Genomic DNA, 25,115 nt, shown 5'->3' with positions numbered 1-25,115 from the left:
CAGACACCTGCAGGTCCGACGTTGCGGCCCGGATGGGAGCCGCATCATGGAGCACGAGGGGAGACGCACCATGCGATCGCATCGCCCAGCTGTCGTGGCATTGTCGACAGCGATCCTGGCCTGGCCGTTCATGCAGGCCATTGCGGGGCCGCCAAGCACCGAGGCATCCGCCACGGCCGCCGCGGTGATAACTAGCGAAACGGGTACACCCACGGGCAGCGCTTCGGCGGCAACGCCGGACAGCGGTCCAAAACTGAACATTTTCGGCACGGCGGCAAAAGCGGTTGCGACCAACCGTCTCGATGACGTGCGTGGCGGAGCCGAACTGGTCGTCAACGACATGCGGTTGCATGGCACGGTTGCCGATAACGCGGCCATCAATACGTTGTCTGGCAGCAATATCGTTTCGGACGGGGCCTTCTCGAACGCTTCGGGATTGCCGACCGTAATCCAGAACTCGGGCAACAACGTCTTGATACAGAACGCGACCATCCTCAACGTCCAGTTCAAATGATCATGCGCAGCCTGCTGTTGGCGGCCGCCTGCGTGGCCACGGTGCTGACTGGCACCGCCGAGGTTCGTGCCGACACGATCCGTGTCCCTGGTGACCAGGGCAACTCGTATTACGTGCCCGTCACGAGCCTGCGCGAGGCGCGCTTTCGCACGACGATCCGGCAACAGTACGACTTCAGTTGCGGATCGGCGGCGGTGGCGACGTTACTGACCTTCCAGTACAACGTTCCGACCACCGAGCAGACGGTATTCGCAAACATGTACGTCAACGGCGACCAGGAAAAGATCCGCGCCGAAGGCTTTTCGCTGCTCGACATGAAGCGATTCCTGGAATCGCGCGGCTTCCAGGCCGACGGCTACGAATTGCCGCTGTCGAAGCTCGAGGAAGCGAAGATCCCGGCAATCGTGCTGATCGTCGAGAACGGCTATCACCATTTCGTCGTGGTCAAGGGCGTCAGCGGCAATCGTGTCCTGATTGGCGACCCGGCCCGCGGCACGCGCGCACTCGAGCGCGAACATTTCGAGAAGATCTGGGACAGCAGCCTGCTGTTCGTGATCCACAACCGCACGGAAAGCGCGCGCTTCAACCTGGCCTCGGACTGGCGTGTGGCGCCAACGGGCCCTTATTCCATGGGAGTACCGCGAGACAGTCTGTTCTTCACCGTCATGCCCAAGCATGGCGCCTCTGATTTCTGATCTGAGGAACATCATGGTCCAGACAACCGTTTCATCCGCGCCGAGGCGCACCGCCGGTCAAGCGACCGCCGCGGTGCTGCTGGGTGCGGGCCTGGCGTGCGCGGGCAACGCGCACGCCAGCACAGAGGCACTGGCCAGCGAGACCACAGAAACCGCCGAAGCCATTGAAAGCGCCGGCGTGGCGATCCCGACCGCAATCGACATGGCCATGGCACCCGTTGCCATGGAGCTGCCAACCTTGGTGGAGGCGCAGCCTGCAGCAGCCGTAGCACCCGCGGCACCCGTGGTACCCGCAGTCTCAGCAGTAGCCGAATTGCCTCCGGTGGCGGTGGTTGCCGTCAGCAAGCCCGCGCCGGTCGAACGCGTTGCAGTCAAAACCGTTGCCGAAGCGCCTGCGCGAGTGGTTCCGGTCGACAAGGCCAGCGTGGTCCAGCATCGCCCTTCCGAGGATCTGCTCGCGGTCGCCATGAACATGGCCGTAAGCGTTCCCGATGCGCCGGTTGCCGCGGCACGCAAGGATATGGCCAAGTGGAAGCCGGTCGCGCAGGCGCGGCTTGAAGAGTCGCGTGGCGGTTTTGATGCGGGAGGATTGCAGATCGGGTTCGGCATCGACCGGGCCGTGTTCGTCAATGGTGCGCTGGCCGTTTCCACGAGCATCACGATTCCCGACATCAGTAGCATCACCGCGGCGCAGGCGACGCAACTCGCGCAGGCGCTGGGACAAGTCACCGTGGCGGTTGGCGCGGCCAACAACGCGGCCAATGCGGCAGTAGCGTCGGCTCAGGCCGCCGCGGCGGCGGCGCAGGGCTCGGCTGGCCAGGCCGGGCAATCGGCTACGGCATCGGCCAATGGCGCATCCAGTACGGCGCAGGGCGCGGCAGGGGCAGCCAGCAGTAGCGCCAGCGCCGGGGCTACCGGCGCGGCGGGCATGGCAGCAGGTGCCGCAGGCATGGCGCGGCAGGCCGTGGCCAATGCGGCCGGAACGGTGGTGACCAACGGATTGCTGACCGTGATCCAGAACGGCGCTGGCAATGTAGCGAATGTAGGTGCGATATCGAACATGCCCGGCACGGTCATCCAGAATAACCTCAACAACCAGAACATCCAGAGCCTGATGACGCTCAACGCAAGCGTGAACACCCTGGCGGCGTTCCGCTCACAGATGGCAAACACAGCGTTGAACAGCGTCCTGCAAAGGTCCGCAGCAATGAGGTAAGTCGCGTGTAGTCGTGAACGAACAGGTGCGGGCCCTGCAGGATGCCCGCCGTCCCCGGGGGAGGAAGACGTCATGAAGAAGCGTTCGCTGCAGGGCATCCGCTATGCCGGATGCTCGACGATGTTGCTGCTTGGCAGCGTGGCACAGGCCCAGACATTGCCGGATGCGGGGCCACCCGCCGCGGCCAGGCTGGAGGCCTTGCAGAAGGAGCTGGCGGCGCAGGCCCGACAGCTCGAAGAGATGAAGCGTGCGCTGGCGGAACAGCAGGCCACGATCCGCGAACTGCGCAGTACCGTGAATGCCGATACGCTGTCGCGCAAGCGTGGCGGGCAGGGCGTGGGCAGCGGCGTGACGCCGGGCAACACGGCCACCAACGCAGCGGCGGCCGGAGCGGGCGCCAGCGCCACGCAGATCAACAATACCGCGCAGCAGGGTGTACAGGCGCAGCAGGCGCCGGTGGCCGCGCCACCTGATGGCATGCAGCAGGACCAGGCCGCGCAGCCGGGCGAGTCGGCCGCTGGCATCGAGGAACCGGTAGGCAAGCCGCCCGAACGCGATACGCGCCCGCCTGAAATCGCACCGATCTTCGACCAGCCGGGTGTGCTGACGCCGGCCGGCAAGATCATCGTGGAGCCGAGCTTCCAGTACGGCTACTCATCGAGCGATCGCGTGGCGCTGGTCGGCTACACGGTGATTCCGGCCATCCTGATCGGACTGGTGGATGTGCGGCAGGTCAAGACCTCCACGTACATCGGTGCGTTGGCGTTCCGGTACGGCCTTACCAAGCGGCTCGAAATCGAAGCCAAGATTCCGTATGTGCATTCGAGCAGCGATACCGTCAGCCGCGAAGTCTTCACCGGCACGGCGGTCGACAACGTGTTCAATTCGAGCGGCAGCGGACTCGGCGACGTGGAGGCCACGCTGCGCTACCAGCTCAACTACGGCAACGAGAAGATGCCGTACTTCATCGGCTGGTTGCGCTACAAGTCGAACACCGGGCGCGATCCGTTCGAAGTGGTGACCGATTGCGTGACGCGCTGCGTGAGCAATACAACCGGCACCGGTCTGCCGCTGGGCATGCCTACCGGTACCGGCTTCCAGGCCATCCAGCCGGGCGTGACATGGCTGCTGCCGACCGACCCTGCGGTGTTCTTCGGCACCTTCAGCTACCTGCACAATTTTGCGCGCGACAACGTCAGCCGCACCGTACTCAACGGCCAGACGGAATCGCTGGGCAAGATATCGCCGGGAGACATCTTCCAGTTCAACTTCGGCATGGGCCTGTCCCTGAACGAACATGCGTCGTTCAGTATCGGCTACGACCAGAGCATCATCTGGCCGACCAAGCAGAACGGGCAGACCATTCCGGGTTCGGTGCGCATCACGCAGGGCACGCTGCTGGTGGGCTATTCGTATCGCTTCAACAACCGCTACACGCTCAACCTTTCCGTGGGTGCCGGTCTGACGCGCGACACGCCTGACCTGACCGTCACGGTGCGCCTGCCGATCACATTCTGACGCCATGATGCAGTGCGAGGTGATGCACGAAATCCTTTCGACGCAGCTCACCTCGCAGTCATCCGTTCGGTGCCTTGCACTGTGCTGTCGGAGAGAGTAGAACGAACGAAACCGTCCCAGACGGATGACCCATGTACCGGGGCGGCCTGACAGAGGAGGCAAGTCATGCGCAAACGGATCTTCTGGTTGTTGCCCGACCTGGCAAGCGCGCGCCGTACCATGGACGACCTGTTGCTGGCTCGCATCGAGAACAGCCACATCCATTTCGTGGGTCGCGATGGGGCCGACATGACTGGTTTGCATGAAGCAAACCTGTTCCAGACATCGGATATCGTGCATGCCGCCGAGATGGGCCTGATGGTCGGCGGTGGCGTCGGCATCGTGGCCGGTGTGGTGGTGGCGATGTTCCCGATCGTCAGCGATACGCCGCAGTGGGGCCTGGTCGGTGTGCTCGCGGTGCTTGGCGCGGTATTCGGCGCATGGGCATCGAGCATGATCGGCAGTTCGGCGCCCAACAGCCGGCTGCGTGCCTTCGAAAAGGATCTCGAGGCGGGCAGGTTGCTGCTGATGGTGGATGTGCCGCGTGGCCGCGTGGAAGAAATCGAGACGCTGCTGCAGAATGCCCATCCGGAAGCCCGTTTCGCAGGTCTTGATCCTGCCGTGCCAGCTTTCCCCTGAGCAGCGCAACGGTCTTTACCGTAGTCTGCTTCTGCTTTACCCCCGACGCGCCCATGCGGCGCGCATCCGGCGCACGTGAATTCGTGCGCCATGCTGCGGCCACACCAGGCCATCACCGGACCAACGAGGCCCGGTGTGCTGCCGCAGCAACAGTCCCCCCCGCAGAATTGTCCCGGAATTTGAACAATTACCTCCGATGAGGTACTTTGCGAGGACCGCCGTGCGGCGCGTCTTCAGGATGCGTGCACTCGTGCGGCGAGCAGCGGCAAGAAAATCAATCACGCCAGCGCTTCTGGAGGGGTCAACAAATGAATGCAAGATACTTTGCGTGCGGCATGCTTGCCGCCACGCTGGGGTTTGTCGCGCCCATGGCGGCGCAAGCGGAGCCCGGCATCACCAAGTCCACGATCCGCATCGGCCAGTCGGCCGGCGTCAGCGGCCCGGTAGCGGGGTCGGTGAAGGAGCAGATCGCCGGTGCCCAGGTGTATCTCAATCACGTGAATGCAAACGGTGGCGTGGGTGGCCGCCGCATCGAACTGCTGACCTACGACGACGGCTTCGACGCCAAACGCACACCGGACAATGTGCGCAAGCTGATTGCCGAAGACAAGGTGTTCGCGCTGTTCATGGTGCGCGGCACACCGCAGAACGAAAGCATCCTGCCGCTGATCGGCGCGGAGAAGATTCCGCTGATTGCGCCACTGACCGGCGCGATCACCTTGCATCGCCCCGTGAACCGCTATGTGTTCAACGTGCGGGCAAAGTATCAGGACGAAGTGGCGCGTGCGATCAACCATCTGGCCACATCGGGCATGAGCCGCATTGCCATCTTCTACGCCAATGACGGGTTCGGCCAGGATGTGTTCGAAGGCTTCAATACGGCCCTGCAGGCACGTGGTGTGCAGCCGGCCGGTGCCGCATCGTTCAACCGGCCGATGGGCGATATCAGCCAGGGCGTGGCCAGTGTCAACAAGGCCAACCCGCAGGCAGTGATGGTGATCGGATCGGGCTCCGAGGCCGCCAGGATCATCCGCGAGATGAAGAAGGCCGGCAGCCAGGCGCAGTTCGTCACGCTGTCGAACAACGCGGCCGATTCATTCATCAAGGAACTGGGCGAGGACGGCAAGGGCCTGATCATCACGCAGGTGGTGCCGGGCATGAATTCGAGCCAGATGAGCCTTGCCAGCGAATATCGCAGCATGGCCAAGGCGCAGAAGGCGGAACCCAGCAATGCGGGCATGGAAGGCTTCATGTCGGCCAAGGTACTGGTGGAAGGGCTGCGCCGTGCCGGGGCCGAACCCACGCGCGAGAAGCTGGTCGCCGCGCTGGAAAGCCTGCGCGACTATGATCTCGGCGGCATCCTGATCAGCTACAGCGCCGCCCGCCATACGGGCTCGTCGTTCGTGGAGATGTCGATCGTCTCGTCCACGGGCAAGCTCATCCGCTGAGCCACTGACACGTCAAGTCGTCAGGCGGCGCTGCGGTATAGTGCCGCCATGGTGACCTCTACCGCAGCCCATCCTTTCTCGCTCGCCGGCCGCGTGGCCCTGGTAACGGGCGGCGCGCAGGGCCTTGGCCTGGCGATTGCCACCGGCCTGGCCGATGCCGGCGCGCACGTACTCCTATGCGCGCGGAACGCCCAACGCGTGGCCGATGCCGTGGCGCATTTGCAGGCGCGCGGCGGCAGTGCGTCGGCACTCGTACTCGACATCGTCGACGAAGCCGCTGTCACGCATGCTTTCAGCGAGATTGCGGCGCAGCACGGGCGGCTCGATATCCTCGTCAACAATGCCGGCGCGCGTAACCGCAACGGCATGGCGCAGCTCGATGCCGACGACCTGCGCGCAATGCTCGAAACCAATCTGGTGGCGCCCTATGCGCTGTGCCGCCATGCCGCCCGCCTCATGCAGCAGGGTCAGTATGGCCGCATCGTCAATGTGACCTCGATTGCCGGGCAGGTGGCGCGTGCCAACGACGTGCTCTATCCGGCCACCAAGGGCGGTCTCGATGCGCTGACGCGTGCCATGGCCGCCGACCTGGGCCGGCACGGCATCACGGTCAATGCCATCGCACCGGGTTATTTCGCCACCGAGCCAAACCAGGCCATGGTCGACGATGCCACCGTGGCGGAATGGCTGCGCAACCGCACGTCACTCGGCCGCTGGGGCCAGCCGGACGAAGTGGCTGGCGCGGTGGTCTTCCTGGCGTCTCCGGCAGCGTCCTATGTCAGCGGACAGGTGCTGGCTGTCGACGGCGGATACCTCGGTCATTTCTGAGCGCCCTGGCGCTTGCCTGTACCGCCTGCGCCGCCAGTACCGCCCGTGCCGTAGTGGGCGCGCAAGCAGTCGATCATGGCCGCGGCCGCGGCGGAATCGCTGCGCTCCTTCAATCGCACCAGGCAGATATCGCGCACCAGCGATGGCATCTGCATCGGCCGGATCGCCAGTCCTTCACGGCGGAACTGGAACAGTGCCAACGCGGGTACCACCGAGACCCCCAGGCCAGCTTCGACGAGCGCCGCCACCGTCGCCAGATGCTCTACCTCCATCACGCCATGCAACCTGAGCGGATGCAGCGCCGCATCCAGGTGCTGGCGCACGCTGCTGGTTCTCGATAGCTGGATGAATGGCAGCCCCGCCAGTGCCTGTGGCGCAATGCGACGCCGCGCGGCCAGCGGATGATCGGCCGGACAAACCAGGTGGAAGTTGTCGTGCACGAGCGGTTCGATACGCAGGTCGGTATCCTGCGCCGGGGCCGGTGCCAGCGCGAAGTCGGCCTGCCCGCGCCGGACCATGTCGATGCAGCCGTCGGCGAGTTGATCGTGAAGCTCCAGCGAAATGCCCGGATAGTGCCGGTGAAAGTCCGCCAGCAACGGCGGCAGGTCGCCGCCCGCCAGCGATGGTAGCGCGGCAATCGCCACACGGCCCTTGCGACGTTCGGCGTGGTCGCGCAGGTCTTCGAAGGCCGTTTCGAAGTCGGCCAGCAACCGGCGCGCCACTTCCTCGAAGCGGCGGCCGTCGGCACTCAGGTCCACATGGCGCGTGGTGCGTTCGAACAACCGGCTGCCCGCCTGGTCTTCCAGCGTCTGGATCAGCGTGCTGAATGCCGATTGCGACAGGTGGCACGCCTGTGCCGCACGCGTGAAATTGCGGTGGGTGGCCAGCGCCACGAAGGCGCGCAAGTGCTTGACCGACAGGTTCGAGAGCATGGCGAGGGCGGTCGGCCTGAGCAGCCGAATTTATCCACGAGACCGATAGATTAATCCAAATAATCTGTTTTATAAGATATAGGCATAAGCCTAGAATGAAACCGCTGCCACTCCAACCTGATAAGCGCGAACGCCCATGACTGCTCCCCTGCTGATCGGATCCGGCGCCGGATTCTCTGGCGACCGTACCGACGCCGCCTTGCCCGTGGTGCGTACGCTGATCGCTTCCGGCGCGCCCGCCGCGCTGATCTTCGAAACGCTGGCCGAGCGCACGCTGGCACTGGCGCAACTGGCACGCCGCGAGAATCCTGAACAGGGCTACGAGCCATTGCTGGACCTGTTGCTGACGCCCGTGCTGGGGCTGTGCCTGGCCAACCGGATCCCCATCATCGGCAACTTCGGCGCTGCCAATCCGCGCGCCGCGGCGCGCCGCATCATTGCACTGGCGTCGGAACTCGGTCTGCCGGCGCCGCGCGTGGCGGTGGTGGAGGGCGATGACCTCTCGCACGACGCCGGCCGTGCACTGCTGCGCGGCATCGTCGGCGATGCGTTTCCCGAAGCACGCTTCGTTTGCGCCAACGCGTACATCGGCGCGCAGGGTATTGCCGATGCATTGCGCGACGGTGCGCAGGTGGTAGTGTGCGGCCGCGTGGCCGACCCGGCGCTGGCCGTGGGGCCCGCGATGGCGCATTTCGGCTGGGCCTGGGACGACTGGAACCGGCTCGCTGCGGCCACGATGGCAGGCCACCTGCTCGAATGCGGCGCGCAGGTCAGCGGCGGCTATTTTGCGGATCCCGGCATGAAGGACGTGCCCGACGTACATGCCGTGGGCTTTCCGATTGCGCAGCTCGACGCGGACGGTGGCATCGAGATCTTCAAGGCGGCCAATACGGGCGGCTGCGTGGACCTGCGCACCGTCAAGGAACAACTGCTCTATGAAGTCCATGATCCGTGCGCCTACCTGACGCCCGACGTGGTGGCCGACATCGGCCAGGTAACGGTCACGCAGCTTGGCCCCGACCGCGTGGCCGTGCGCGGTATCCGCGGACATGCCCGACCCGCGCAGCTGAAGGCCAACCTGTTCCACCAGGGCGGCTGGTTTGCCGAAGGCGAGATCTCGTATGCAGGGCCCAATGCCGCCGCGCGTGCGCGGCTGGCTGCCGATATCGTGCGCAAGCGCATGCAGGGCCTGGGGCATGAGGTGCCGATCCGCTTCGACCTGATCGGCGTGCTGAGCGTATTCGCCGACGATGGCGGCACGATGCTGGCCGCGCCACAGCCGCACGAGGCCGAGGCGCGCGATGTGCGCATGCGTGCGGCCCTGGCGCACGAGGACAAGGCCGTGGCGCAGGCATTGCTGCGCGAGGTCAATGCACTCTATACCTGCGGCCCGGCCGGTGGCGGCGGGGTGCGTACGGGGCTGCGCACGCGGCTCAATGCAACGTCCTGCCTGGTACCACGCGAAGCCGTGGCCGCAGCCCATTCGTTCATTGCCTGACCGGAGCCCGCCATGACCACTACCCAATCCGCGCCGCTCTACCAGTTTGCCCATGGCCGCACCGGCGACAAGGGCGATCGCTCCAATATCAGCGTGATTGCCTATGACACGCGCGATTTCGATCACCTGGTGACGCATGTCACCGAGGAAGCGGTGCGCGCGCTGTTCGTGGCGCGCCAGCCCAAGGCCGTGAAACGCTACGTCGTGCCGTCGATCCAGGCCATGAATTTCGTGATCGATGGCGTGCTCGATGGTGGCGTCAACGATGCCCTGAATCTCGATACCCACGGCAAGGCGCTGGCGTTCCTGCTGCTGGGACTGAACATCCCCCTGCCGCCGCGGCTCGCCGGCGGCGCCTCATGATTGCCGAGCCGTCCCAATGTCAAAACGATTAGAGGAGACACAGATGTACGGAATTCGCAGGCCGCTGGCCGTCGCTGCCCTTGCCATGTTCGCGAGCCTGGCCCTGCCCGCCGGCAGCGCATGGGCCGAGTATCCCGACAAGCCGGTTCGCTTTGTCGTGCCGTTCGCCGCAGGCAGTGCCACGGACCAGCTGGCGCGCGCGGTGGGCCAGGCCATGACGATCGACAGCAAGGTCACGGTGGTGGTCGACAACAAGCCCGGCGCCAATGGCTTTATCGCCGCCAGTGACGTGGCCAAGGCCGCGCCGGACGGCTACACGGTGCTGATCACGACCAACACCACGCACGCCGCCAACGAGCATCTGTTCAAGAAGCTGCCGTATGACCCGGTCAAGGACTACACGCCGCTGACCGCGCTGGGTCGCGGCGGCCAGATCATGGTGGTCAATCCGCAGGTTCCGGCCAAGACCGTGGGCGAATTCATCGCGCTGGCCAAGAAGGAGCCGGGCAAGCTCAGCTTCGGCAGCGGCAGCTCGTCGTCGCGCATTGCAGGCGAGCTGTTCCAGCAGATGGCGCATGTCCAGTTGCTGCACGTGCCGTACAAGAGCAATCCGCTGGCCATTACCGACCTGCTCGGCAACCAGATCCAGATGATGATCACCGACACCGCGACCGGTCTGCCGCAAGTGAAGACCGGCAAGTTGCGCGCGCTCGGGGTCTCCGGCAAGGCGCGCTCGCCGCTGGCGCCGGACGTGCCGACCATCGACGAAGCCGGTGTGAAGGGCTACGAGATGAGCTACTGGTTCGCCGCCTACGCGCCGGCCGGTACGCCGCCGGCCGTGGTGAACAAGCTCAACCAGATCCTGGTGAAGGCAGCGAAGAGCGATACGGCATCGACGTTCTACAAGTCGACCGGCACTGACGTGTTCACGAGCACGCCGTCCGAACTGGCCAAATTCCAGGCCCAGGAATCGGACAAGTGGGGACGCATCATCAAGTCAGCGGGTATCCAGCCGGAGTAGGACGGCGTAAATCGGGTACGCAGAAACGGGTACGCTTTTGCCACGCCCCCAATGAAAAAGCCCGCCAGTCATGGGACTGGCGGGCTTTTTTGTCCTGTCGCCAGGCGTTGGCCGCGCGTTACTGTTTCAGCTTGGTCCGGTAGTCCACCGCATACGGCAGCTTGCCGGGCTTGGCGGTTCCCAGCGGCTGTGACAACGCCGTGAACTCCGTTTCGTTGAACGTAGCGAGGCGGCCCAGCGCGGCGGCGGTCTTGCCATTGCTGACCACGTCGGTGGGTGCCAGCGCGACCATGGCCGTTGCCGCGGCGCGGACTGCGGACAGGTAGCTTTCGACGCTGTTGAGGTCGTACTTGCTCACGTCCACCTTCTTGCGCAGCCAGTCACCCCAGTAGAACTCGGTGAACTCGGTCGCATCGGCCAGTTGCTGGTAGCCGATATCGCGCGTGAAGTAGACCAGCGCGCGGTACGGGTCGTTGCCCAGGCCGTTGTTCAGGCCCAGCGCGCGCGGCAGGTCGGCCGGATACGACAGCCGGTTGTCACCATCCTTCGACCAGATCAGCTTGCGCTCGCGCAGCGTGCGGAAGAACGTGGCGCGGTTCAGGGTCGACAGGTTGTCTTGCACGCGCACATAGACCTTGCTTTGCGACCCGCCGGAAACCGCTTCCCACAGCGAGGTGAACGTGTGGTGGCCATCGGTCAGGTACGGCTCGCCATAGGGGCCTACCACCAGCGTCTTCATGTCCGCGGGCTTGTTGCCGACGGTCTTGGTGCACGTGAACGAGGCCAGGGTGTCGATACGCGAGTTGGCATCGGACGTGCTGGTCTTGCTCTGGCCATTGGCCTCGCAGACATCGTCGAAGCGCTTGACCGGATCCGCCGCGTAACGGCCCAGCTTGTAGTAGATCTGGTCGCGGCCAATCGCGGGCTGGGTCGGGCGCAGGTCGGCCAGCGTGACCAGGATGATGTCGTTGGCCTTGGCCGACAGGTAGGTCGCGATTGGCGTTGGCGCGGGCAACGGCGCGCAGACGGCCGGCAACATGCGTTGGGTACCCGGCACCTGGCGCAACTGGTAGGCCAGCCTGGTGCTGACCGGCAGCCAGGTCATTGCACCGGTTTTCGGTTGTTCGGCGACCGTTTCCTGCCAGTTGCCCGAGATCAGGCCGTTGGCGGCGACGCTGGCGGCTGTGTTGTAGGCCAACGCCACATCCACGGGAATGTTGTCGGCGGCCAGCGTGTTGCCGGCGACCGAGACGATATTGCGACGCGTACGGCCGGTCAGCGCGTTGGCCTCGTCGAGTTCGGGTTCGGCACAGAGCCAGTCTCCATCCACGGCGTTGGTGGCCAACGGCGTGGCGGAACGCACCACCCAGTTGCCGGTGGCGGCGCTGGCGTTGGCGCCGGTTTCGTCGACGAACAGCGCCACATTGCCTTGCTGCTTGCCCACGAACAGACGCCCCACCTTGCTGCCCGCGAGCGTCAGCGCATAGGCACCCGGATAGCGCGACTGGTCGGCATCCGCGCTGAGCTGGCCGGTCTGGCCGCCCGTGCATGCCGCGCTGTAGCCCTGGCCAGCGCACACGCGCACGGTGCCGTCGGCCTGGATGTTGAGCTGGCCCGCCGTGGCGGTGTCGCCGGCCTGGCGCAGATAGCTGTAGGTGCCGGCGATGTCGGCCAGCTGGGCGCCCTTGTTGGCGGCCGAAACATAGCCTTGCAACAGCGCGCCGTTACCTGCGGCAACGTTGGGTACCTGTCCCAGTGCGCCGGACAGCAGGCCATCGTCGATCGTGAAGCTGAATGTGATCGATGCCGCTGCCGCCGCCAGTGCCGCCGGTACATCGCTGCCCGAGGCGGCCAGCTTCGATACGCGATAGGTATTGCCATCGACCGTGTACTGGCCGGTCAGCGTACCGGCCAGGCCGTAGCGCGAGTCAAGGAAGCGCAGCGTCAACTGTCCGGCCGCCGGCTTGTCGAGTTCGACCGAAACCGTATCGCCGAAGCTCACCGCGCCCACATAGAGCGCGCCGCCCGCCAGCGGCTGGACTGCGGTCGGCGTGGTGCCGGTGTTGCCACCGCCGGCGCCTGACGTACTGCCGTCATCGCCGCCGCCACAGGCGGTCATTGCCACGGTGGCCAGTACCAGCATTGCTGCCGTGCTGGCGCCTCGTCGTACCCAGTGCCCAGGCTTCCTCGACCTGCTTCCCATGTCTTTCCCTTTTATTCGTTGTGACTGCGGTTGTGACGGCCGGCGTGCGCCGTGTGCGGCACGTGGCCGCGCGCCAGTCTAGGTAGCGGGTATGACGGTCCTGTGACAGCCTGCCACGTCGGGGCGACAGGTTTTCGCCTAGAGTGACTGGATCGGCGTCACCGGAGACCAAGATGGCCCAGACAAGGCAAGGCACGCTGCGCGGGCGGCGCAGGCTGTTGATAACGGGCGGCTGGTCGATGTTGCTGGCGGTCGTGGCCGATCACGCCACGGCGCAGCCAGCACGTGGTGCGACCAAGGCGAAGATCGGTGTGATTGGCTCGGGCCGCATTGGCGGCACCATTGGCGGGCTGTGGGTCAAGGCCGGTCATCCGGTGATGTTTTCCTCGCGCCATCCCGAGGAACTGAAATCCCTGACCGACGGGCTCGGTCGCCTGGCCCAGGCCGGCACCGTGGCCCAGGCCGTGGCTTTTGCCGATGTGCTGTTGCTGGCGGTGCCTTACGGCGCCGTACCCGAGGTGGGACAACAGAACAACTGGCAGGGCAAGATCGTGCTCGATGCCACCAATGCGGTGTCACCGCGCGATGGCGCTATCGTCGAGGAGGTCAAGGCCAACGGTATCGGCGTGACCACGGCGAAATACCTGCGCGGCGCACGTATCGTCCGGGTATTCAACTTCACGAGCGCGGGGGACTTTGCGCGCGAAAGTCATCGCAAGGGTGCGTTGATGGCGGTGCCGCTGGCCGGCAACGATGCCGAGGCGCTGTCGGTGGCCGCCGCGCTGGTGCGCGATGCGGGTTTCGATCCGGTGGTGGTGGGTGGACTTTCCAGCGCCGATCGCTTTGCGCCGGGTGGCAAGCTGTTCCATCAGGTGGGCAGCGCCGAAGAATTCCGGCGCGCCATGGCGCAGTGAACGTGGACGCGTGGGCGCTGCCTAGCGCCGGCGCCACTCCATGGCCACCATCGAAGGCGTAAAGCCGAGCTGGCCGAAGAATGCGGCTTCGGATGAGCGCGCCGCGCGCAGGACCCACGTAATGTCCGGATCGTTGCCCATGACGTGTCGCAACAGTGCACGCCCGATGCCGCGACGGCGATGCTGGGGGGCCACGGCCACCATCGAGATATAGCCGTTCGAGATATCGTCGCAGAGCGCGCGCGCGAAGCCGATGACCTCGCCGTTCTCGATGGCCACCGCCACGCGCTGGGAGTTGGCAATCAGCTGGGCAAACCGTTCGGGATTGCCGACCCGTTGTTCCCAACCGTTGGCAACCAGCAGCAGCCTGGCTGCCTCGATCTCAGCGGGCAACGGGTTACGGATTTCCATCGACGATTCCTCCAGCCTGAAAAGCGGTGCGCATGTGTGCAGCCCCTCCCGAAGTGGGGGGCGCAGGGGCGCTTGCGCCACGGCTTGCGCGTGAACCGCGTCAATGCCGCGCATTTTGGCGACAGAGTGTAGCGAAGCCAATGCGGCGACGTCAAACAACTTTGTCTGGAATATGCGAGCGTTCGTACCCACACGCATGTCGTGCATGCCGGATGGGCATTTGCCTGTCGCATGGCCAAAGCTGGCGGTATGATGGTTGCCATGAACGCACCGATCTTCTCTTCCGCTCATCCGGCTGATCAGCTCGCAGAGTTCAGCGATGCCGACAGCGCGCTCGCGCGAATTCGCGAAATTTACGACAGCTCCGTGGCTGCGGTGCGTGCACGCTTCGATGCGTTTGCCAAAGGCAAACCTCTGCCGTCCGCCGCACACGCGTGCTATCCGTACCTTGGCATCTCGGTCAATCTCGAAACCATGGTGACCGACAGCCGGCCATCCTGGGGCACCGTTGCATATCCGGGTGTGTACGGCACCACGGTGACGCGTCCCGACCTGCTGTGCGACTACTATCGTGACCAGATCGAGCGCCTGATGCGCTATCACCGCGTGCCGGTGGTGGTGGGCCTGTCGCGCCGGCCGATTCCGCTGCCGTTTGTCATCGAGGCTTCGACCACGGACATCAGCTATACCCAGGCCCGCGAGCTCGAAGCATCGTTTGTATTGCCCGAACTGAGCCGCATCGACGACTCGATTGCCAACGGCACCTATGAGCCCACGCCCGGTGAGGCCTGGCCGCTCTCGCTGTTCTCTGCCGAACGCGTGGACCTGGCGCTGCAGCGGCTCTATCACTACACGGGCACCGCACCACACCACTTCCAGCGCTTTGTATTGTTTACGAACTATCAACGCTATGTCGACGAGTTCGTCACGCTGGGTCGCAATCTCATGTCAGGTGATGGTGGCGACGGCTATGTGCGCTTTGTCGAGCCGGGCGATATCGTGCAGCAGCTTGGCGAGGCCGAGCCCGATGACGCCTCGCGTCCGCGCGCGCTGCCGCAGATGCCGGCCTATCACCTTGTGCGCGAAGACGGGCTTGGCGTCACGCTGGTGAACATTGGTGTCGGACCGTCCAACGCCAAGACCATGACCGACCATCTGGCCGTGCTGCGGCCGCACTGCTGGCTGATGGTGGGGCATTGCGGTGGCCTGCGTCGCTCACAACAGCTTGGCGACTACGTGCTGGCGCACGCGTATGTACGTGACGACCACGTGCTGGACCACGACTTGCCGCCGTGGGTGCCGGTGCCCCCGATTGCGGAAATCCAGGTGGCACTGCAGGAAGCAGTGGCACGTGTGACGGGTTTGTCGGGCACGGAGATGAAGACGCGCATGCGCACCGGTACCGTGGTCTCGACCGATGACCGTAACTGGGAGCTGAAATCGAAGGCGCTGTACGCGCGCTTCAACCAGTCACGTGCGATTGCAATCGATATGGAAAGCGCGGCAGTGGCCGCCAATGGTTTCCGGCTACGCGTACCGTATGGCACCTTGCTGTGCGTGTCGGACAAGCCGCTGCATGGCGAACTGAAATTGCGCGGCATGGCCAACGCGTTCTATCGCCAGCGCGTAAGCCAGCATATGACGATCGGTCTGGAAGCTATCCGCATCCTGCGCGAGAACGGCGTCGAGCAGTTGCACTCCCGCAAGCTACGCAGCTTCGACGAACCGGCATTCCGCTAGCGTACCAAGGGTTCGCTCCCCTCCAGCAGCTTCGCTTTGTGTGGTTCCCTGCTGTACCACCCCTCTCTCCCACTCTCTCCCCATGAGGGGAGAGAGAGCCGAGACACTACCTTCTGATTCCACTTGGGCGTGGCTTGCGGTGTTGGTGGTCAAACCACCCACGCCCCGAGTTCGTCCGGCGGTTTAGAAGCGATATCCCACCCCCGCACTGAACAGCCAAGGATCAAGGTTGACCGTCGAGACCTTGGCGCCGCCAGCGTAAACGTTGCTGGAAATCCACAGCTTCTTGGCGTCGACGTTCAGGAACCAGTTCTTGTTGAGCTTGTAGTCCATGCCGATCTGCAGGGCAGGGCCCACGCTCCAGTTATCGAGGCTCAGCGTATTGCCGGCAATGTCCGCGCCATAGATGCGCGTCACGTTGACACCGGCGCCCACGTATGGGCGGAACGTGCCATTCGGCAGGAAATGGTATTGCAGCAGCAGGGTCGGCGGCAGATGCTTGAACGTACCGATCTTCGCGCCATCGAGGCTTACGTCCTGCTTCTGCGGAATGGTCAGCACCAGTTCGGCCGCGATATGCGGCACGATGAAGTACGTGACGTCCAGCTCCGGAATCCACTTGTTGTTGACATGGATGCGGTCCGACGCACCGGCCCCGCCAATCGGGTCGGACTTGTTGGCCATGTCCATGTAGGTACCGCGCAGGCGGACCATCCAGTTGCCTTGCGCGTCGTCGGCGGCAAATGCCGGCGCGGAAAGGGTGCCAATCGTGGCGGCGGCGAGCGCCATGCAGACGGCGGAAGCGAGGGGGTTGCGGCGGGGATTGTTTGAAGTGGTCATGTTGGTCAAGCACTAAACATCGAAAAAGTGCGACCAGTGTGTCCCGCGCAGGGATACCTAACCTTGATGCAAGACAAGTGAGGTGCAGGCGACACGCTTTTGGCGCAACGGCGTCGTCAATGCGCGACAGCCCCTGCGCGCCGTGGCTTCTATCCACATGCGGATTTATTCGTGGCGCGCGAATGGCGCCCCCCGTAGGCTGTGCACACGTGGTTGTGCACCGCGCATGTCGTGGGCGTCCGCGAGGACGTCTTTCCAGGTGTGCCCTGTGGGGGCAGGGCACACCGTTTTTCTACTGCGTGCGATTAGCTACGTACGATCTCAGGCTGCCCTGGCCTCGGCGTCGGCCCGTACGTGTACATGGCGGTTGACACCAGATACCACCGCTTTCAGCGACGCCGTGACGATGCTGGCATCCACGCCCGCGCCAAAACCGGTCGGCGAATCGCCCACTCGCACTTCCACATAGCAGGCCGCGTTGGCATTGGCACCGGTAGTCATGGCGTGTTCGTGGTAGTCCATCACGCGCACCGCAAGGCCCAGGCCGCGCGCGAAGGCGTCGACCGTGGCATCGATCGGACCGTTGCCGGCGCCACGCACCCGCACGGGCTGCCCATCGCGCGTCATCTCGATCTCGATTTCCACCGTGCTGTCGCTGGTTGACACCATGCGGTGCGAGACGTAGCGCAGCGGCCCTTCGGCATCGAGATATTCACGCCGGAACAATGCGTAAAGATCCTCGGCGCTGGCTTCAAGACCGGTTTCGTCGGTCATCACCTGCACCGAACGGCTGAATTCGATCTGCAGGCGGCGCGGCATGAAGATGCCATGCACCTGCTCCAGCAGGTATGCCATGCCACCCTTGCCCGACTGGCTGTTGACGCGGATTACCGCGTCGTAGCTGCGGCCCAGGTCCGCGGGATCGATCGGAAGGTAGGGCACTTCCCAGATCGCATCCGGCTTCTGCTGGGCGAAGCCCTTGCGGATGGCGTCCTGGTGCGAACCCGAGAACGCGGTGAAGACAAGATCGCCAACATAGGGATGACGCGGGTGCACGGGCAACTGGTTGCAATGCTCCACGCACTGGCGGACTTCATCGATATCGGAGAAATCGAGCTCCGGATCCACGCCTTGCGTATAGAGATTGAGCGCCAGCGTGACCAGGTCGACATTGCCGGTGCGCTCGCCATTGCCGAACAGGCAGCCTTCCACGCGATCGGCGCCCGCCATCACGGCCAGTTCGGCGGCTGCCACGGCCGTGCCGCGGTCGTTGTGCGGGTGGACCGACAGCACGATGTGTTCACGACGCGCCAGATGGCGGTGCATCCATTCGATCTGGTCGGCAAAGATATTGGGCGTGCTGCATTCCACCGTGGTCGGCAGGTTCAGGATCATCGGCCGCTTTGCGTCGGGTTGCCACACCGCGGACACGGCGTCCGATACCTCGAGCGAAAAGTCGAGTTCGGCCAGGCTGAAGGTTTCGGGCGAGTACTCGTAGGACCAGGCCGTTTCCGGCATGGCGTCGGTCAACTCGCGAATCAGGCGCGTACCCGCTACCGCTACCTCCTTGATCTCCTCACGCGATGCATTGAACACGATCCGGCGCCAGGCCGGCGCGATCGGATTGTAGAGGTGCACGGTGGCGCGTCTGGCACCACGCACGGATTCCACCGTACGGCGGATCAGGTCTTCGCGCGCCTGCGTCAGTACCACGATGGTGACATCGTCGGGAATGCGGTCTTCCTCGATCAGCATGCGCACGAAATCGAAATCGGTTTGCGATGCCGACGGGAATGCGACCTCGATTTCCTTGAGGCCGATCTTTACCAGTTGCTCGAAAAACTGCAGCTTGCGCGCGCTGTTCATCGGTTCGATCAACGCCTGGTTGCCATCGCGCAGGTCGGTGCTCATCCAGCGCGGCGCACGCGCGATCCGGCATGAGGGCCAACGGCGATCGGGCAAATCCACAACGGTTGCGGGACGATACTTGGCGGAGGGGTTGCGCAACATGGGCATGGGAATCTCTCCTTCCTCGCTCAGGAAGTGTCAGGAAACGCCGCATTCTGCAAGTTGTCTTGCGCGCGTTTCGAAAATCAGAAAAGGGTTGTGGCGAAAGGCTGCCGAACTGCCACGGGGCGCTAGACCCGGCAACCGATCGTTAGGCTTAGCAGTAGCGAGGAAGCGCTCAGGGCGCGGCGCGACGACAGGCCGGCAACGCACGCGCGCACGGCGGCATCGATGCGCGAGGCATCGGCGGCGTGGCGGAGGTTGAAGGCGGCTGCGTGCATTAAGTTCAGTTGGTACTGAGGTGGATCCTAGCCGCTCGTAGCGGACAAGAATCAGCAGCGTAGTGCAAAACGCCGCATGACGTCAACCGTGGACGCCGAGACTGCCTCGTCCGAATCCCTCCGGCAATGTGGGGCGCCGCACGCCGATGCCTTACCCCGAACGGATGACCTCATCCCGAAATGTTGGGTCCCGCTCAGTCCTCTGGCTGGTACATCGCGGTGCACATCGCGCCTAGTCTGAGTAGCACGGGGTAAGGACCATAACTACGAAGGGGACAAATCATGCGTACGCGCTCGTGGACACGCTGGCTCGCCTGCATGGCGACGGCAATGCTGATGGCAGCTTGCGGCGGTGGGGGTGGCAGTTCGGGTACGGCAAGTACCTCGCCGACCGACACCGGCGGCGCGGGAGGTGGCAGCACAACAGTTGCCAAGTCCTATACGCTGGTCATGAACCGGACCTCGGGCCAGGTCAGCATCGGCGGGTCACTGTCGCTGGTGGCATCGGTAGTCGATGACCTTGGCAACGATGTGACCGGCTCAACGTCCTTTGTCTGGTCGAGCTCCGGCACTTCCGTGGCGGCCGTGGCCAATGGCACGATCCCGGGCAGTGCGGTAGTGACTGGCGTGGGAACCGGTACGGCAACGATCAGCGTGGTGGCCACGGTGACCGGTGCCAACAATGTCACCACGACCCTGCCGCAAGTCGCCGCGACCATCACCGTGGTGGCGCCCGGCGTCCGGACCTATAGCCTGGCGTTGCCATATCCGGTGCTGTCGATGACCGATGGCCAGGTCTTGCCGGTAACGGCGTCGCTGATCGACAGCGATGGCGCGGATCGTTCGTCGTCAGGAACCGCATGGACATGGCGCAGCAGCACCTCGGCGGTACAGGTTACCGGCGTGGCCAACGTGGGCACGCTGCGTGGCGTGAACACCAGCGATACCGCTGCGCAGTCGGTAGTGACCGTGCAGGTGACCGCGCCCGATGGCAATACGCTGACCGGCGCATTCCTGGTGTCGGTGTTCAAGAACAGCGTGTTGACCTACCGCCTGGTGCTGTCGCAGTTCGGCAAGCAGATCAACGCGCTCAACGTTCTCAACGGCTATCCGCAAACTTACGACTCGCGCGTGCTGCGTAACGATGAAAGCGATACGACGGCGGATTTCACCGGCCTGTGGACCTATATGACCACGTCGCCGTCGCTGGCGGTGCAGCCCAACTCGAGCACGCGTGTCACGACCGTCAGCACCAGCCGTCCCAACATGACCACGCCATTGCAGAGCGTGTTGTCCGAGATGGCCAGCAGCCTGACCCTGACCGCCAAGCCGCGCGCAATGTTGTTCGTGACCGAGCAACCGACCTGGGCACTGGTCTACGACGGCCCGAACCCGCTGGTGGTGCCGAGCAGTGGCGTTCCGATTGCCGCGCACATCATGCACAGCGGGATCGACGAGGGCATCACGAAGTGCAATGGCACGTGGAACTGGTCGGTCACCAGCGGCCCGGTAATGCTCCTGCCGACGATCACGGACAATTCCGTGACCGTGAAGCCAACCGGCTCAGGCCCGTTCCTGGTGACGGTGACATGCACCGCCGGAACGGAAGCCATGCCCGTGTCGCTGACGATCCCAGGCACAGCGCAGTAAGCGGGGCGTACCCGTTTCTGCGAAGGTTTGAAATGCGGTAGACAGGCTCCCCTCTCCCATGAAATGGGCGAGGGGCTGGGGGTGAGGGAGGGCGGTTCTGCTTGCCGATATGAGGCAATTTGAGCTGCCTGCCCTCTCCCTCGACCCTCTCCCGCGCGCGGGAGAGGGGAGCGAACCGGCAGTATCAAAAGGTAAAGCGTACCCGTTTCTGCGTACCCGATTCCTTCGCTCCAAAAGCAAAACGGCGATCCCCTGGGATCGCCGTTTTGCCTTCGTTTTGCCTTGTCTGCCGTGTAATTCAGGACTTGCGTACGAAGTGGATGACCTGTTCGTTGTCCTGCTTGCCATCAGTACCTGTAGGGGCCGAGGTATTCGACCCGCAGGTCCCGCAACCGCTATTGGTCTCGCATCCGCTGGCGCAACCTGCAGCCTGGCTGGGCTCCAGGCGCTTTGCCAGCCATCCACGCCAACCGCTGGCCGATGTGCCCCCAAGCATTGCCGCCAGGCTCGCCTTCACACGCTCGCGCGTGCGGGGCATGTAGCGTCCCGCCACGTGCACGGCACAGGCCAGCACGATCAGCGGAACCAGCAGGGTTTCAAGGGCGTGGTAGAGCGTCATGGCCGTTTGACTGGATAACGATGGAGCAGTTTCCGCGAAATCAGCTGAACATCAATGCCACGCGATACGTGATGAACGAGGCAAGATAGGCCAGGCCTGTCAGGTAGGCGGCCGAGGCGGCCATTACCTTCCAGGAGTTGGTCTCGCGACGGATCACGGCCAGCGTGGAAATGCACTGCGGCGCGAATACATACCAGGCCAGCAGCGACAGCGCGGTGGCCAGCGACCATTGCGCGGCGATCATCGGGGCCAGTTGCACTGCCACCACATCGTCGCTGCCCGACAGGGCATACACCGTGGCCAGCGCGCCAACCGCCACTTCGCGTGCGGCCAGGCCCGGCACCAGCGCAATACAGATCTGCCAGTTGAAACCGATTGGCGCAAACACATGCTCAAGACCGCGCCCGATCATGCCGGCGAAGCTGTAGTCGATCGGTGGCATGGTCGCGCCTTCCGGCGGCGACGGGAACGTAGCCAGGAACCACAACAGCACGGTCAGCGTCAGGATCACCTTGCCCACGCGCGACAGGAAGATACGCGCCCGCTCCCACAGGCCGATGGCGATATCGCGCGGATTCGGCACGCGGTACGACGGCAGCTCCATCAGCAACGGATGATCGGTGCGGTCGCGGCGGAACCACTTGAGCACGTAGGCCACCAGCAGCGCGCTGAGAATGCCGGCCACATACAGCGCGAACAGCACCAGACCCTGCAGATTGAACAATCCAGCCACGGTGCGCTCGGGAATGAACGCGCCGATCAGCAGTGCATAGACCGGCAGGCGTGCCGAGCAGGTCATCAGCGGCGCCACGAGGATCGTCGTTAGGCGGTCACGCGGGTCCTGGATCGTGCGCGTGGCCATGATGCCGGGGATCGCGCAGGCAAAGCTGGACAGCAGTGGAATGAACGATCGTCCCGACAGCCCGGCGCCCATCATCAGGCGGTCCAGCAGGAACGCCGCGCGCGGCAGATAGCCCGATTCCTCGAGCGTCAGGATGAACAGGAACAGGATCAGGATCTGCGGCAGGAACACGATCACGCTGCCCAGGCCGGCAATCAGGCCGTCGACCAGCAGGCTTTTGAGCATGCCGTCGGGCAACAACGTGCCCATCCATTCGCCGATCCAGTGCACGCCGCCTTCGATGCCATCCATCATCGGTGCGGCCCACGAGAACACGGCCTGGAACATGAAGAACAGCAGCACGGCCAGGATTACCAGGCCGAATACCGGGTGCAGCACGACGCGGTCCACCGCATCGTCGAAACGCGCGGTGCGCGTGGGCATCGTCACTGCCGCCTCGAGCAGACGCTTCACCTCGGCGTGGGTATCGAGTTCCGACACGCTGTCGATCGGCTGCGCCGGCGGCGCGGGCGGCAATGTTTCGTCGAACAGCCGGACCAGTGCCGCGGCGCCGTCGCGCTTGACCGCCACGGTCTGCACCACGGGTACACCCAATGCCCGGGAAAGGGCGTCGCGATCGATCACGATACCGCGGCGCGCGGCGGCATCGCTCATGTTGAGCACCACCACCATCGGCAGGCCCAGGCGGCGCAGTTCCAGCACGAAGCGCAGGTGCAGGCGCAGGTTGGTGGCATCCACCACCGATACCAGCAGGTCCGGGCGCGCTTCGCCGGGGCGCTGGCCCATGCAGACCTCGCGCGTGATGGCTTCGTCGAGGCTGGCCGAATGCAGGCTGTATGCGCCGGGCAGGTCAAGGATGCGCACCGTACGCCCGGCCGGCGACGTAAACTGGCCTTCCTTGCGCTCGACTGTTACGCCGGCGTAGTTGGCTACCTTCTGGCGGCTGCCGGTCAGGCGGTTGAACAGCGCGGTCTTGCCGCAATTGGGGTTGCCTACCAGCGCAATGCGCAAGGCTGAGGCATTCTGGGCAACTGACATGATGGGTCTTGGGTGCTGGCGACGGCGGGCGGGCCTTCAGGCAATGCGCTGGGCCGCGTCGGAAGTGTCGGCCTGGCTGGCCGGAGCAATGCTGGAGACGGTGGCGGTTGCAACGTCCACGCCAATGCGGTCCGCTTCCGAGCGGCGCAACGCAAAGCGTGTGAAGCCCACCTGGGCGACCAGTGGATCCTTGCCAAACGGGCCGAAGGTAATGATCTGCACGGTTTCTCCCGGCACGAAGCCGAGATCGCGCAGACGCCGCGCAACGGGGTCGTTCGGGGTGGCATCGTCCACCGATTTCACGATGGCGACCGTGCGCCGGGGCAGTTCAGACAACCGCATATGCTTCCAGTCCAGGGGCGGGATCGCCGCCGCGCGACAGCAAAAATCCTGTCGGGTACGTAAATAAAAATCGTTCTCGATTGTATAGCATTCGCGCCACTTGCGGGCCGTAGGGCTACTTTTACCGGCAGGAAGTCAGTGCGAATCGGGAATAAGCGGTATTGCGGTTCGTATACCTTGTAACCAACCCCTGCTTCGATGGCATCTGCCGTAACCAGACCGATGGACAAGGACTTTACAGACGACGCATTGCGCGAAGTGATTCCGAGACTGCGCCGCTTCGCCATTTCGCTGACGCGCAACGATACCAGCGCGGACGACCTCGTCCAGGCCTGTCTGGAGCGTGCGCTGTCCAGGCGCGCCACGCGCCACGACGGCAGCGACCTGCGCGCATGGCTGTTCTCGATTCTCTATCGCCTGTTTCTCGACGGGCAGCGCCGCACCCGGCGCTACGCCGGGCTGCTGTCGCTATTTGGTGCGGGCAGTGACGAAGACAGCGCGCCGTCGACCGAAGACGTGGTCATGGCGCGCTCGGCACTCGAGGGCTTCAACCGGCTGCCCGCCGAACAACGTGCGCTACTGGTACTGGTCACCGTGGAGGGCCTGAGCTACCAGGAAGCCGCCGATACGCTCGACGTGCCGATCGGCACGATCATGTCGCGCATCTCGCGCGCCCGCAAATCGCTACGTGAACTCACCGAAGGCAAGGTCGTCAATCCTCCCCTGCAGGTCCTGAAATGAATACCCTGATGCCCACCGAACCCGAACTCCATGCCTACGTGGACGGCGAACTGGATCACACGCGGCGCCAGCAGATCGAGAGCCTGATCGCCAGCCACCCTGAACTGGCGCGGCAGGTGGAACAGATCCGCCAGGAATCGCATGCGTTACGTGCCAGCATGGAACCGCCACCGGCCGCTACCCCGGCGCGGCTCGATCCATTCCGGATTCGCCGTGACCTGCGCGATCGTATGCGTCACCGCGTGGCCATTGCAGCGTCGCTGGTCATGGCCGTTGCCTTGGGCGGCATGGGCGGCTGGCAGACGCGCGATATCGCGCTGCGCCAGACCTACCTGCCGATGGCCGATGCGATGTCGGCTTACCGGCTGTTCGCCGTCAGCGCCTCGCCGCAGATGGTGGATGTGCAGGCCAGCGATCCGCGCCAGCTGCAAACCTGGCTCAACCAGCATTTCGTGCAGCCGGCGCCGTTGCCCGACTTTTCCGCATATGGCTTCCACCCCGTGGGCGGTCGCCTGATGTCTTCGGAGCAGGGTGCCGCCGCCATGATCCTGTACCAGAACCCGCAGATGCAGTCGATCGTGTACTACGTGCGTCCGTCCGGAAAGCTGCACTTCAACAATGGTGCGCGCAAGGAGGGCAACCTGCTGGCCCAGTACTGGCGCAACGGGCGCTATCTGTATGCGGTGGTGAGCCCGACTGATAACCCGGCGGCGCTGCCGGTGCAGCAGGCCGTCGAGCCCGAGCGGACATGAGCAC

At 64.4% G+C, this 25,115-nt stretch carries 23 protein-coding genes; 15 read left to right on the top strand and 8 right to left on the bottom strand.

Annotation, left to right across the window (positions count from 1 at the left end):
• Nucleotides 1-70 precede the first annotated feature (70 nt).
• The 7 genes from ACO550_RS30750 (at nucleotide 71) to ACO550_RS30720 (ending at nucleotide 6,897) form a co-directional block, all read left to right on the top strand.
• Nucleotides 71-514, top strand: coding sequence for a hypothetical protein (locus tag ACO550_RS30750; protein WP_315596239.1), 444 nt, complete (start codon nucleotides 71-73; stop codon nucleotides 512-514).
• Nucleotides 511-1,209 carry a cysteine peptidase family C39 domain-containing protein gene (locus ACO550_RS30745; protein WP_315596240.1) on the top strand — a complete coding sequence of 233 codons (699 nt, stop codon included), beginning with the start codon at nucleotides 511-513 and terminating at the stop codon, nucleotides 1,207-1,209. The genes ACO550_RS30750 and ACO550_RS30745 overlap by 4 nt, the downstream gene beginning before the upstream one ends.
• Nucleotides 1,210-1,222: 13 nt before the next feature.
• Nucleotides 1,223-2,425 carry a hypothetical protein gene (locus ACO550_RS30740; RefSeq protein WP_315596241.1) on the top strand — a complete coding sequence of 401 codons (1,203 nt, stop codon included), beginning with the start codon at nucleotides 1,223-1,225 and terminating at the stop codon, nucleotides 2,423-2,425.
• Between the two features lie 72 nt (nucleotides 2,426-2,497).
• The gene (locus tag ACO550_RS30735; RefSeq protein ID WP_315596242.1) at nucleotides 2,498-3,943 is read left to right on the top strand and encodes an acetate kinase; all 1,446 of its coding nucleotides are present in this window, start codon (nucleotides 2,498-2,500) and stop codon (nucleotides 3,941-3,943) included.
• 165 nt (nucleotides 3,944-4,108) lie between these two features.
• Nucleotides 4,109-4,621 (top strand): DUF1269 domain-containing protein, encoded by a 513-nt coding sequence (locus ACO550_RS30730; RefSeq protein ID WP_315596243.1) that lies wholly within the window; start codon nucleotides 4,109-4,111, stop codon nucleotides 4,619-4,621.
• Nucleotides 4,622-4,929: 308 nt separating this feature from the next.
• The gene (locus ACO550_RS30725; protein WP_315596244.1) at nucleotides 4,930-6,069 is read left to right on the top strand and encodes an ABC transporter substrate-binding protein; all 1,140 of its coding nucleotides are present in this window, start codon (nucleotides 4,930-4,932) and stop codon (nucleotides 6,067-6,069) included.
• A 48-nt stretch (nucleotides 6,070-6,117) separates the two neighbouring features.
• Nucleotides 6,118-6,897, top strand: a complete 780-nt coding sequence (locus ACO550_RS30720; protein ID WP_315596245.1) for an SDR family oxidoreductase — start codon at nucleotides 6,118-6,120, stop codon at nucleotides 6,895-6,897.
• Here the strand turns inward: ACO550_RS30720 and ACO550_RS30715 are convergent.
• Nucleotides 6,888-7,829 (bottom strand): LysR family transcriptional regulator, encoded by a 942-nt coding sequence (locus ACO550_RS30715; RefSeq protein WP_315596246.1) that lies wholly within the window; start codon nucleotides 7,827-7,829, stop codon nucleotides 6,888-6,890. The two genes, ACO550_RS30720 and ACO550_RS30715, sit on opposite strands and share 10 nt — an antisense overlap.
• A gap of 136 nt (nucleotides 7,830-7,965) precedes the next feature.
• On the opposite strand from ACO550_RS30715, the gene ACO550_RS30710 reads away from it, so the two are divergent.
• Genes ACO550_RS30710 through ACO550_RS30700 form a run of 3 tightly spaced genes read left to right on the top strand, consistent with a single transcriptional unit; the run spans nucleotide 7,966 to nucleotide 10,711 of the window.
• A complete protein-coding gene (locus ACO550_RS30710) occupies nucleotides 7,966-9,327 on the top strand; it encodes an acyclic terpene utilization AtuA family protein (RefSeq protein ID WP_315596247.1) in 1,362 nt (453 codons plus the stop codon).
• 12 nt (nucleotides 9,328-9,339) lie between these two features.
• Nucleotides 9,340-9,690, top strand: coding sequence for an AtuA-related protein (locus tag ACO550_RS30705; protein ID WP_315596248.1), 351 nt, complete (start codon nucleotides 9,340-9,342; stop codon nucleotides 9,688-9,690).
• Between the two features lie 43 nt (nucleotides 9,691-9,733).
• Nucleotides 9,734-10,711 (top strand): tripartite tricarboxylate transporter substrate-binding protein, encoded by a 978-nt coding sequence (locus tag ACO550_RS30700; RefSeq protein WP_315596249.1) that lies wholly within the window; start codon nucleotides 9,734-9,736, stop codon nucleotides 10,709-10,711.
• A 118-nt stretch (nucleotides 10,712-10,829) separates the two neighbouring features.
• Here the strand turns inward: ACO550_RS30700 and ACO550_RS30695 are convergent, their stop codons facing one another.
• Entirely contained in the window at nucleotides 10,830-12,854 is a 2,025-nt protein-coding gene (locus ACO550_RS30695) for a ParB-like protein (protein WP_315596250.1), read from the bottom strand.
• A 233-nt stretch (nucleotides 12,855-13,087) separates the two neighbouring features.
• On the opposite strand from ACO550_RS30695, the gene ACO550_RS30690 reads away from it, so the two are divergent.
• Nucleotides 13,088-13,828, top strand: coding sequence for an NADPH-dependent F420 reductase (locus ACO550_RS30690; protein WP_315596251.1), 741 nt, complete (start codon nucleotides 13,088-13,090; stop codon nucleotides 13,826-13,828).
• A gap of 21 nt (nucleotides 13,829-13,849) precedes the next feature.
• Here the strand turns inward: ACO550_RS30690 and ACO550_RS30685 are convergent, their stop codons facing one another.
• Nucleotides 13,850-14,239, bottom strand: coding sequence for a GNAT family N-acetyltransferase (locus tag ACO550_RS30685; protein ID WP_315596252.1), 390 nt, complete (start codon nucleotides 14,237-14,239; stop codon nucleotides 13,850-13,852).
• Between the two features lie 249 nt (nucleotides 14,240-14,488).
• Here ACO550_RS30685 and ACO550_RS30680 point away from each other — a divergent pair, with 249 nt between their 5' ends.
• Nucleotides 14,489-15,979: an AMP nucleosidase gene (locus ACO550_RS30680; protein WP_315596253.1), complete on the top strand. Its 1,491-nt coding sequence runs from the start codon at nucleotides 14,489-14,491 to the stop codon at nucleotides 15,977-15,979.
• Nucleotides 15,980-16,162: 183 nt separating this feature from the next.
• Here the strand turns inward: ACO550_RS30680 and ACO550_RS30675 are convergent, their stop codons facing one another.
• Nucleotides 16,163-16,768, bottom strand: a complete 606-nt coding sequence (locus ACO550_RS30675; RefSeq protein WP_315596254.1) for an OmpW/AlkL family protein — start codon at nucleotides 16,766-16,768, stop codon at nucleotides 16,163-16,165.
• 372 nt (nucleotides 16,769-17,140) lie between these two features.
• Nucleotides 17,141-18,829: a 2-isopropylmalate synthase gene (gene leuA / locus ACO550_RS30670; protein ID WP_315596294.1), complete on the bottom strand. Its 1,689-nt coding sequence runs from the start codon at nucleotides 18,827-18,829 to the stop codon at nucleotides 17,141-17,143.
• Nucleotides 18,830-19,389: 560 nt separating this feature from the next.
• Here leuA and ACO550_RS30665 point away from each other — a divergent pair.
• Entirely contained in the window at nucleotides 19,390-20,757 is a 1,368-nt protein-coding gene (locus tag ACO550_RS30665; protein WP_315596255.1) for a hypothetical protein, read from the top strand.
• A 298-nt stretch (nucleotides 20,758-21,055) separates the two neighbouring features.
• On the opposite strand, the gene ACO550_RS30660 is transcribed toward ACO550_RS30665, so the two are convergent.
• From ACO550_RS30660 to ACO550_RS30650, 3 genes are read right to left on the bottom strand one after another with little or no spacing between them, the layout of a single operon-like run.
• Complete coding sequence (locus ACO550_RS30660) at nucleotides 21,056-21,376, bottom strand: DUF6587 family protein (RefSeq protein ID WP_315596256.1); 321 nt, start codon at nucleotides 21,374-21,376, stop codon at nucleotides 21,056-21,058.
• 40 nt (nucleotides 21,377-21,416) lie between these two features.
• Nucleotides 21,417-23,276 carry a ferrous iron transporter B gene (gene feoB / locus ACO550_RS30655; RefSeq protein WP_315596257.1) on the bottom strand — a complete coding sequence of 620 codons (1,860 nt, stop codon included), beginning with the start codon at nucleotides 23,274-23,276 and terminating at the stop codon, nucleotides 21,417-21,419.
• A gap of 36 nt (nucleotides 23,277-23,312) precedes the next feature.
• Nucleotides 23,313-23,618 carry a FeoA domain-containing protein gene (locus ACO550_RS30650; protein WP_315596258.1) on the bottom strand — a complete coding sequence of 102 codons (306 nt, stop codon included), beginning with the start codon at nucleotides 23,616-23,618 and terminating at the stop codon, nucleotides 23,313-23,315.
• A 222-nt stretch (nucleotides 23,619-23,840) separates the two neighbouring features.
• On the opposite strand from ACO550_RS30650, the gene ACO550_RS30645 reads away from it, so the two are divergent.
• Nucleotides 23,841-24,359, top strand: coding sequence for a sigma-70 family RNA polymerase sigma factor (locus ACO550_RS30645; protein WP_315596259.1), 519 nt, complete (start codon nucleotides 23,841-23,843; stop codon nucleotides 24,357-24,359).
• Complete coding sequence (locus tag ACO550_RS30640) at nucleotides 24,356-25,111, top strand: anti-sigma factor (RefSeq protein WP_315596260.1); 756 nt, start codon at nucleotides 24,356-24,358, stop codon at nucleotides 25,109-25,111. Before ACO550_RS30645 ends, ACO550_RS30640 begins: the two co-directional genes overlap by 4 nt.
• The last annotated feature ends 4 nt before the right edge of the window (nucleotides 25,112-25,115 follow it).

The sequence above is a fragment of the Cupriavidus sp. genome, assembly GCF_057315035.1.
Note: the sequence above shows the minus strand (reverse complement) of the source record. Positions and strands in the feature narration are given on the sequence as shown.

Bases quoted from the DNA above. Each gene is read 5' to 3' on its own strand.
- ACO550_RS30710 (WP_315596247.1), top strand. From the start codon at position 7,966: ATGACTGCTCCCCTGCTGATCGGATCCGGCGCCGGATTCTCTGGCGAC.
- ACO550_RS30740 (WP_315596241.1), top strand. From the start codon at position 1,223: ATGGTCCAGACAACCGTTTCATCCGCGCCGAGGCGCACCGCCGGTCAA.
- leuA (WP_315596294.1), bottom strand. From the start codon at position 18,829: ATGTTGCGCAACCCCTCCGCCAAGTATCGTCCCGCAACCGTTGTGGAT.
- ACO550_RS30675 (WP_315596254.1), bottom strand. From the start codon at position 16,768: ATGGCGCTCGCCGCCGCCACGATTGGCACCCTTTCCGCGCCGGCATTT.
- ACO550_RS30665 (WP_315596255.1), top strand. From the start codon at position 19,390: ATGCGTACGCGCTCGTGGACACGCTGGCTCGCCTGCATGGCGACGGCA.
- ACO550_RS30680 (WP_315596253.1), top strand. From the start codon at position 14,489: ATGATGGTTGCCATGAACGCACCGATCTTCTCTTCCGCTCATCCGGCT.
- ACO550_RS30645 (WP_315596259.1), top strand. From the start codon at position 23,841: ATGGACAAGGACTTTACAGACGACGCATTGCGCGAAGTGATTCCGAGA.
- ACO550_RS30695 (WP_315596250.1), bottom strand. From the start codon at position 12,854: ATGCTGGTACTGGCCACCGTGGCAATGACCGCCTGTGGCGGCGGCGAT.
- ACO550_RS30700 (WP_315596249.1), top strand. From the start codon at position 9,734: ATGTACGGAATTCGCAGGCCGCTGGCCGTCGCTGCCCTTGCCATGTTC.
- ACO550_RS30685 (WP_315596252.1), bottom strand. From the start codon at position 14,239: ATGGAAATCCGTAACCCGTTGCCCGCTGAGATCGAGGCAGCCAGGCTG.
- ACO550_RS30690 (WP_315596251.1), top strand. From the start codon at position 13,088: ATGGCCCAGACAAGGCAAGGCACGCTGCGCGGGCGGCGCAGGCTGTTG.
- feoB (WP_315596257.1), bottom strand. From the start codon at position 23,276: ATGTCAGTTGCCCAGAATGCCTCAGCCTTGCGCATTGCGCTGGTAGGC.
- ACO550_RS30730 (WP_315596243.1), top strand. From the start codon at position 4,109: ATGCGCAAACGGATCTTCTGGTTGTTGCCCGACCTGGCAAGCGCGCGC.
- ACO550_RS30745 (WP_315596240.1), top strand. From the start codon at position 511: ATGATCATGCGCAGCCTGCTGTTGGCGGCCGCCTGCGTGGCCACGGTG.
- ACO550_RS30750 (WP_315596239.1), top strand. From the start codon at position 71: ATGCGATCGCATCGCCCAGCTGTCGTGGCATTGTCGACAGCGATCCTG.
- ACO550_RS30650 (WP_315596258.1), bottom strand. From the start codon at position 23,618: ATGCGGTTGTCTGAACTGCCCCGGCGCACGGTCGCCATCGTGAAATCG.
- ACO550_RS30660 (WP_315596256.1), bottom strand. From the start codon at position 21,376: ATGACGCTCTACCACGCCCTTGAAACCCTGCTGGTTCCGCTGATCGTG.
- ACO550_RS30720 (WP_315596245.1), top strand. From the start codon at position 6,118: ATGGTGACCTCTACCGCAGCCCATCCTTTCTCGCTCGCCGGCCGCGTG.
- ACO550_RS30735 (WP_315596242.1), top strand. From the start codon at position 2,498: ATGAAGAAGCGTTCGCTGCAGGGCATCCGCTATGCCGGATGCTCGACG.
- ACO550_RS30705 (WP_315596248.1), top strand. From the start codon at position 9,340: ATGACCACTACCCAATCCGCGCCGCTCTACCAGTTTGCCCATGGCCGC.
- ACO550_RS30640 (WP_315596260.1), top strand. From the start codon at position 24,356: ATGAATACCCTGATGCCCACCGAACCCGAACTCCATGCCTACGTGGAC.
- ACO550_RS30715 (WP_315596246.1), bottom strand. From the start codon at position 7,829: ATGCTCTCGAACCTGTCGGTCAAGCACTTGCGCGCCTTCGTGGCGCTG.
- ACO550_RS30725 (WP_315596244.1), top strand. From the start codon at position 4,930: ATGAATGCAAGATACTTTGCGTGCGGCATGCTTGCCGCCACGCTGGGG.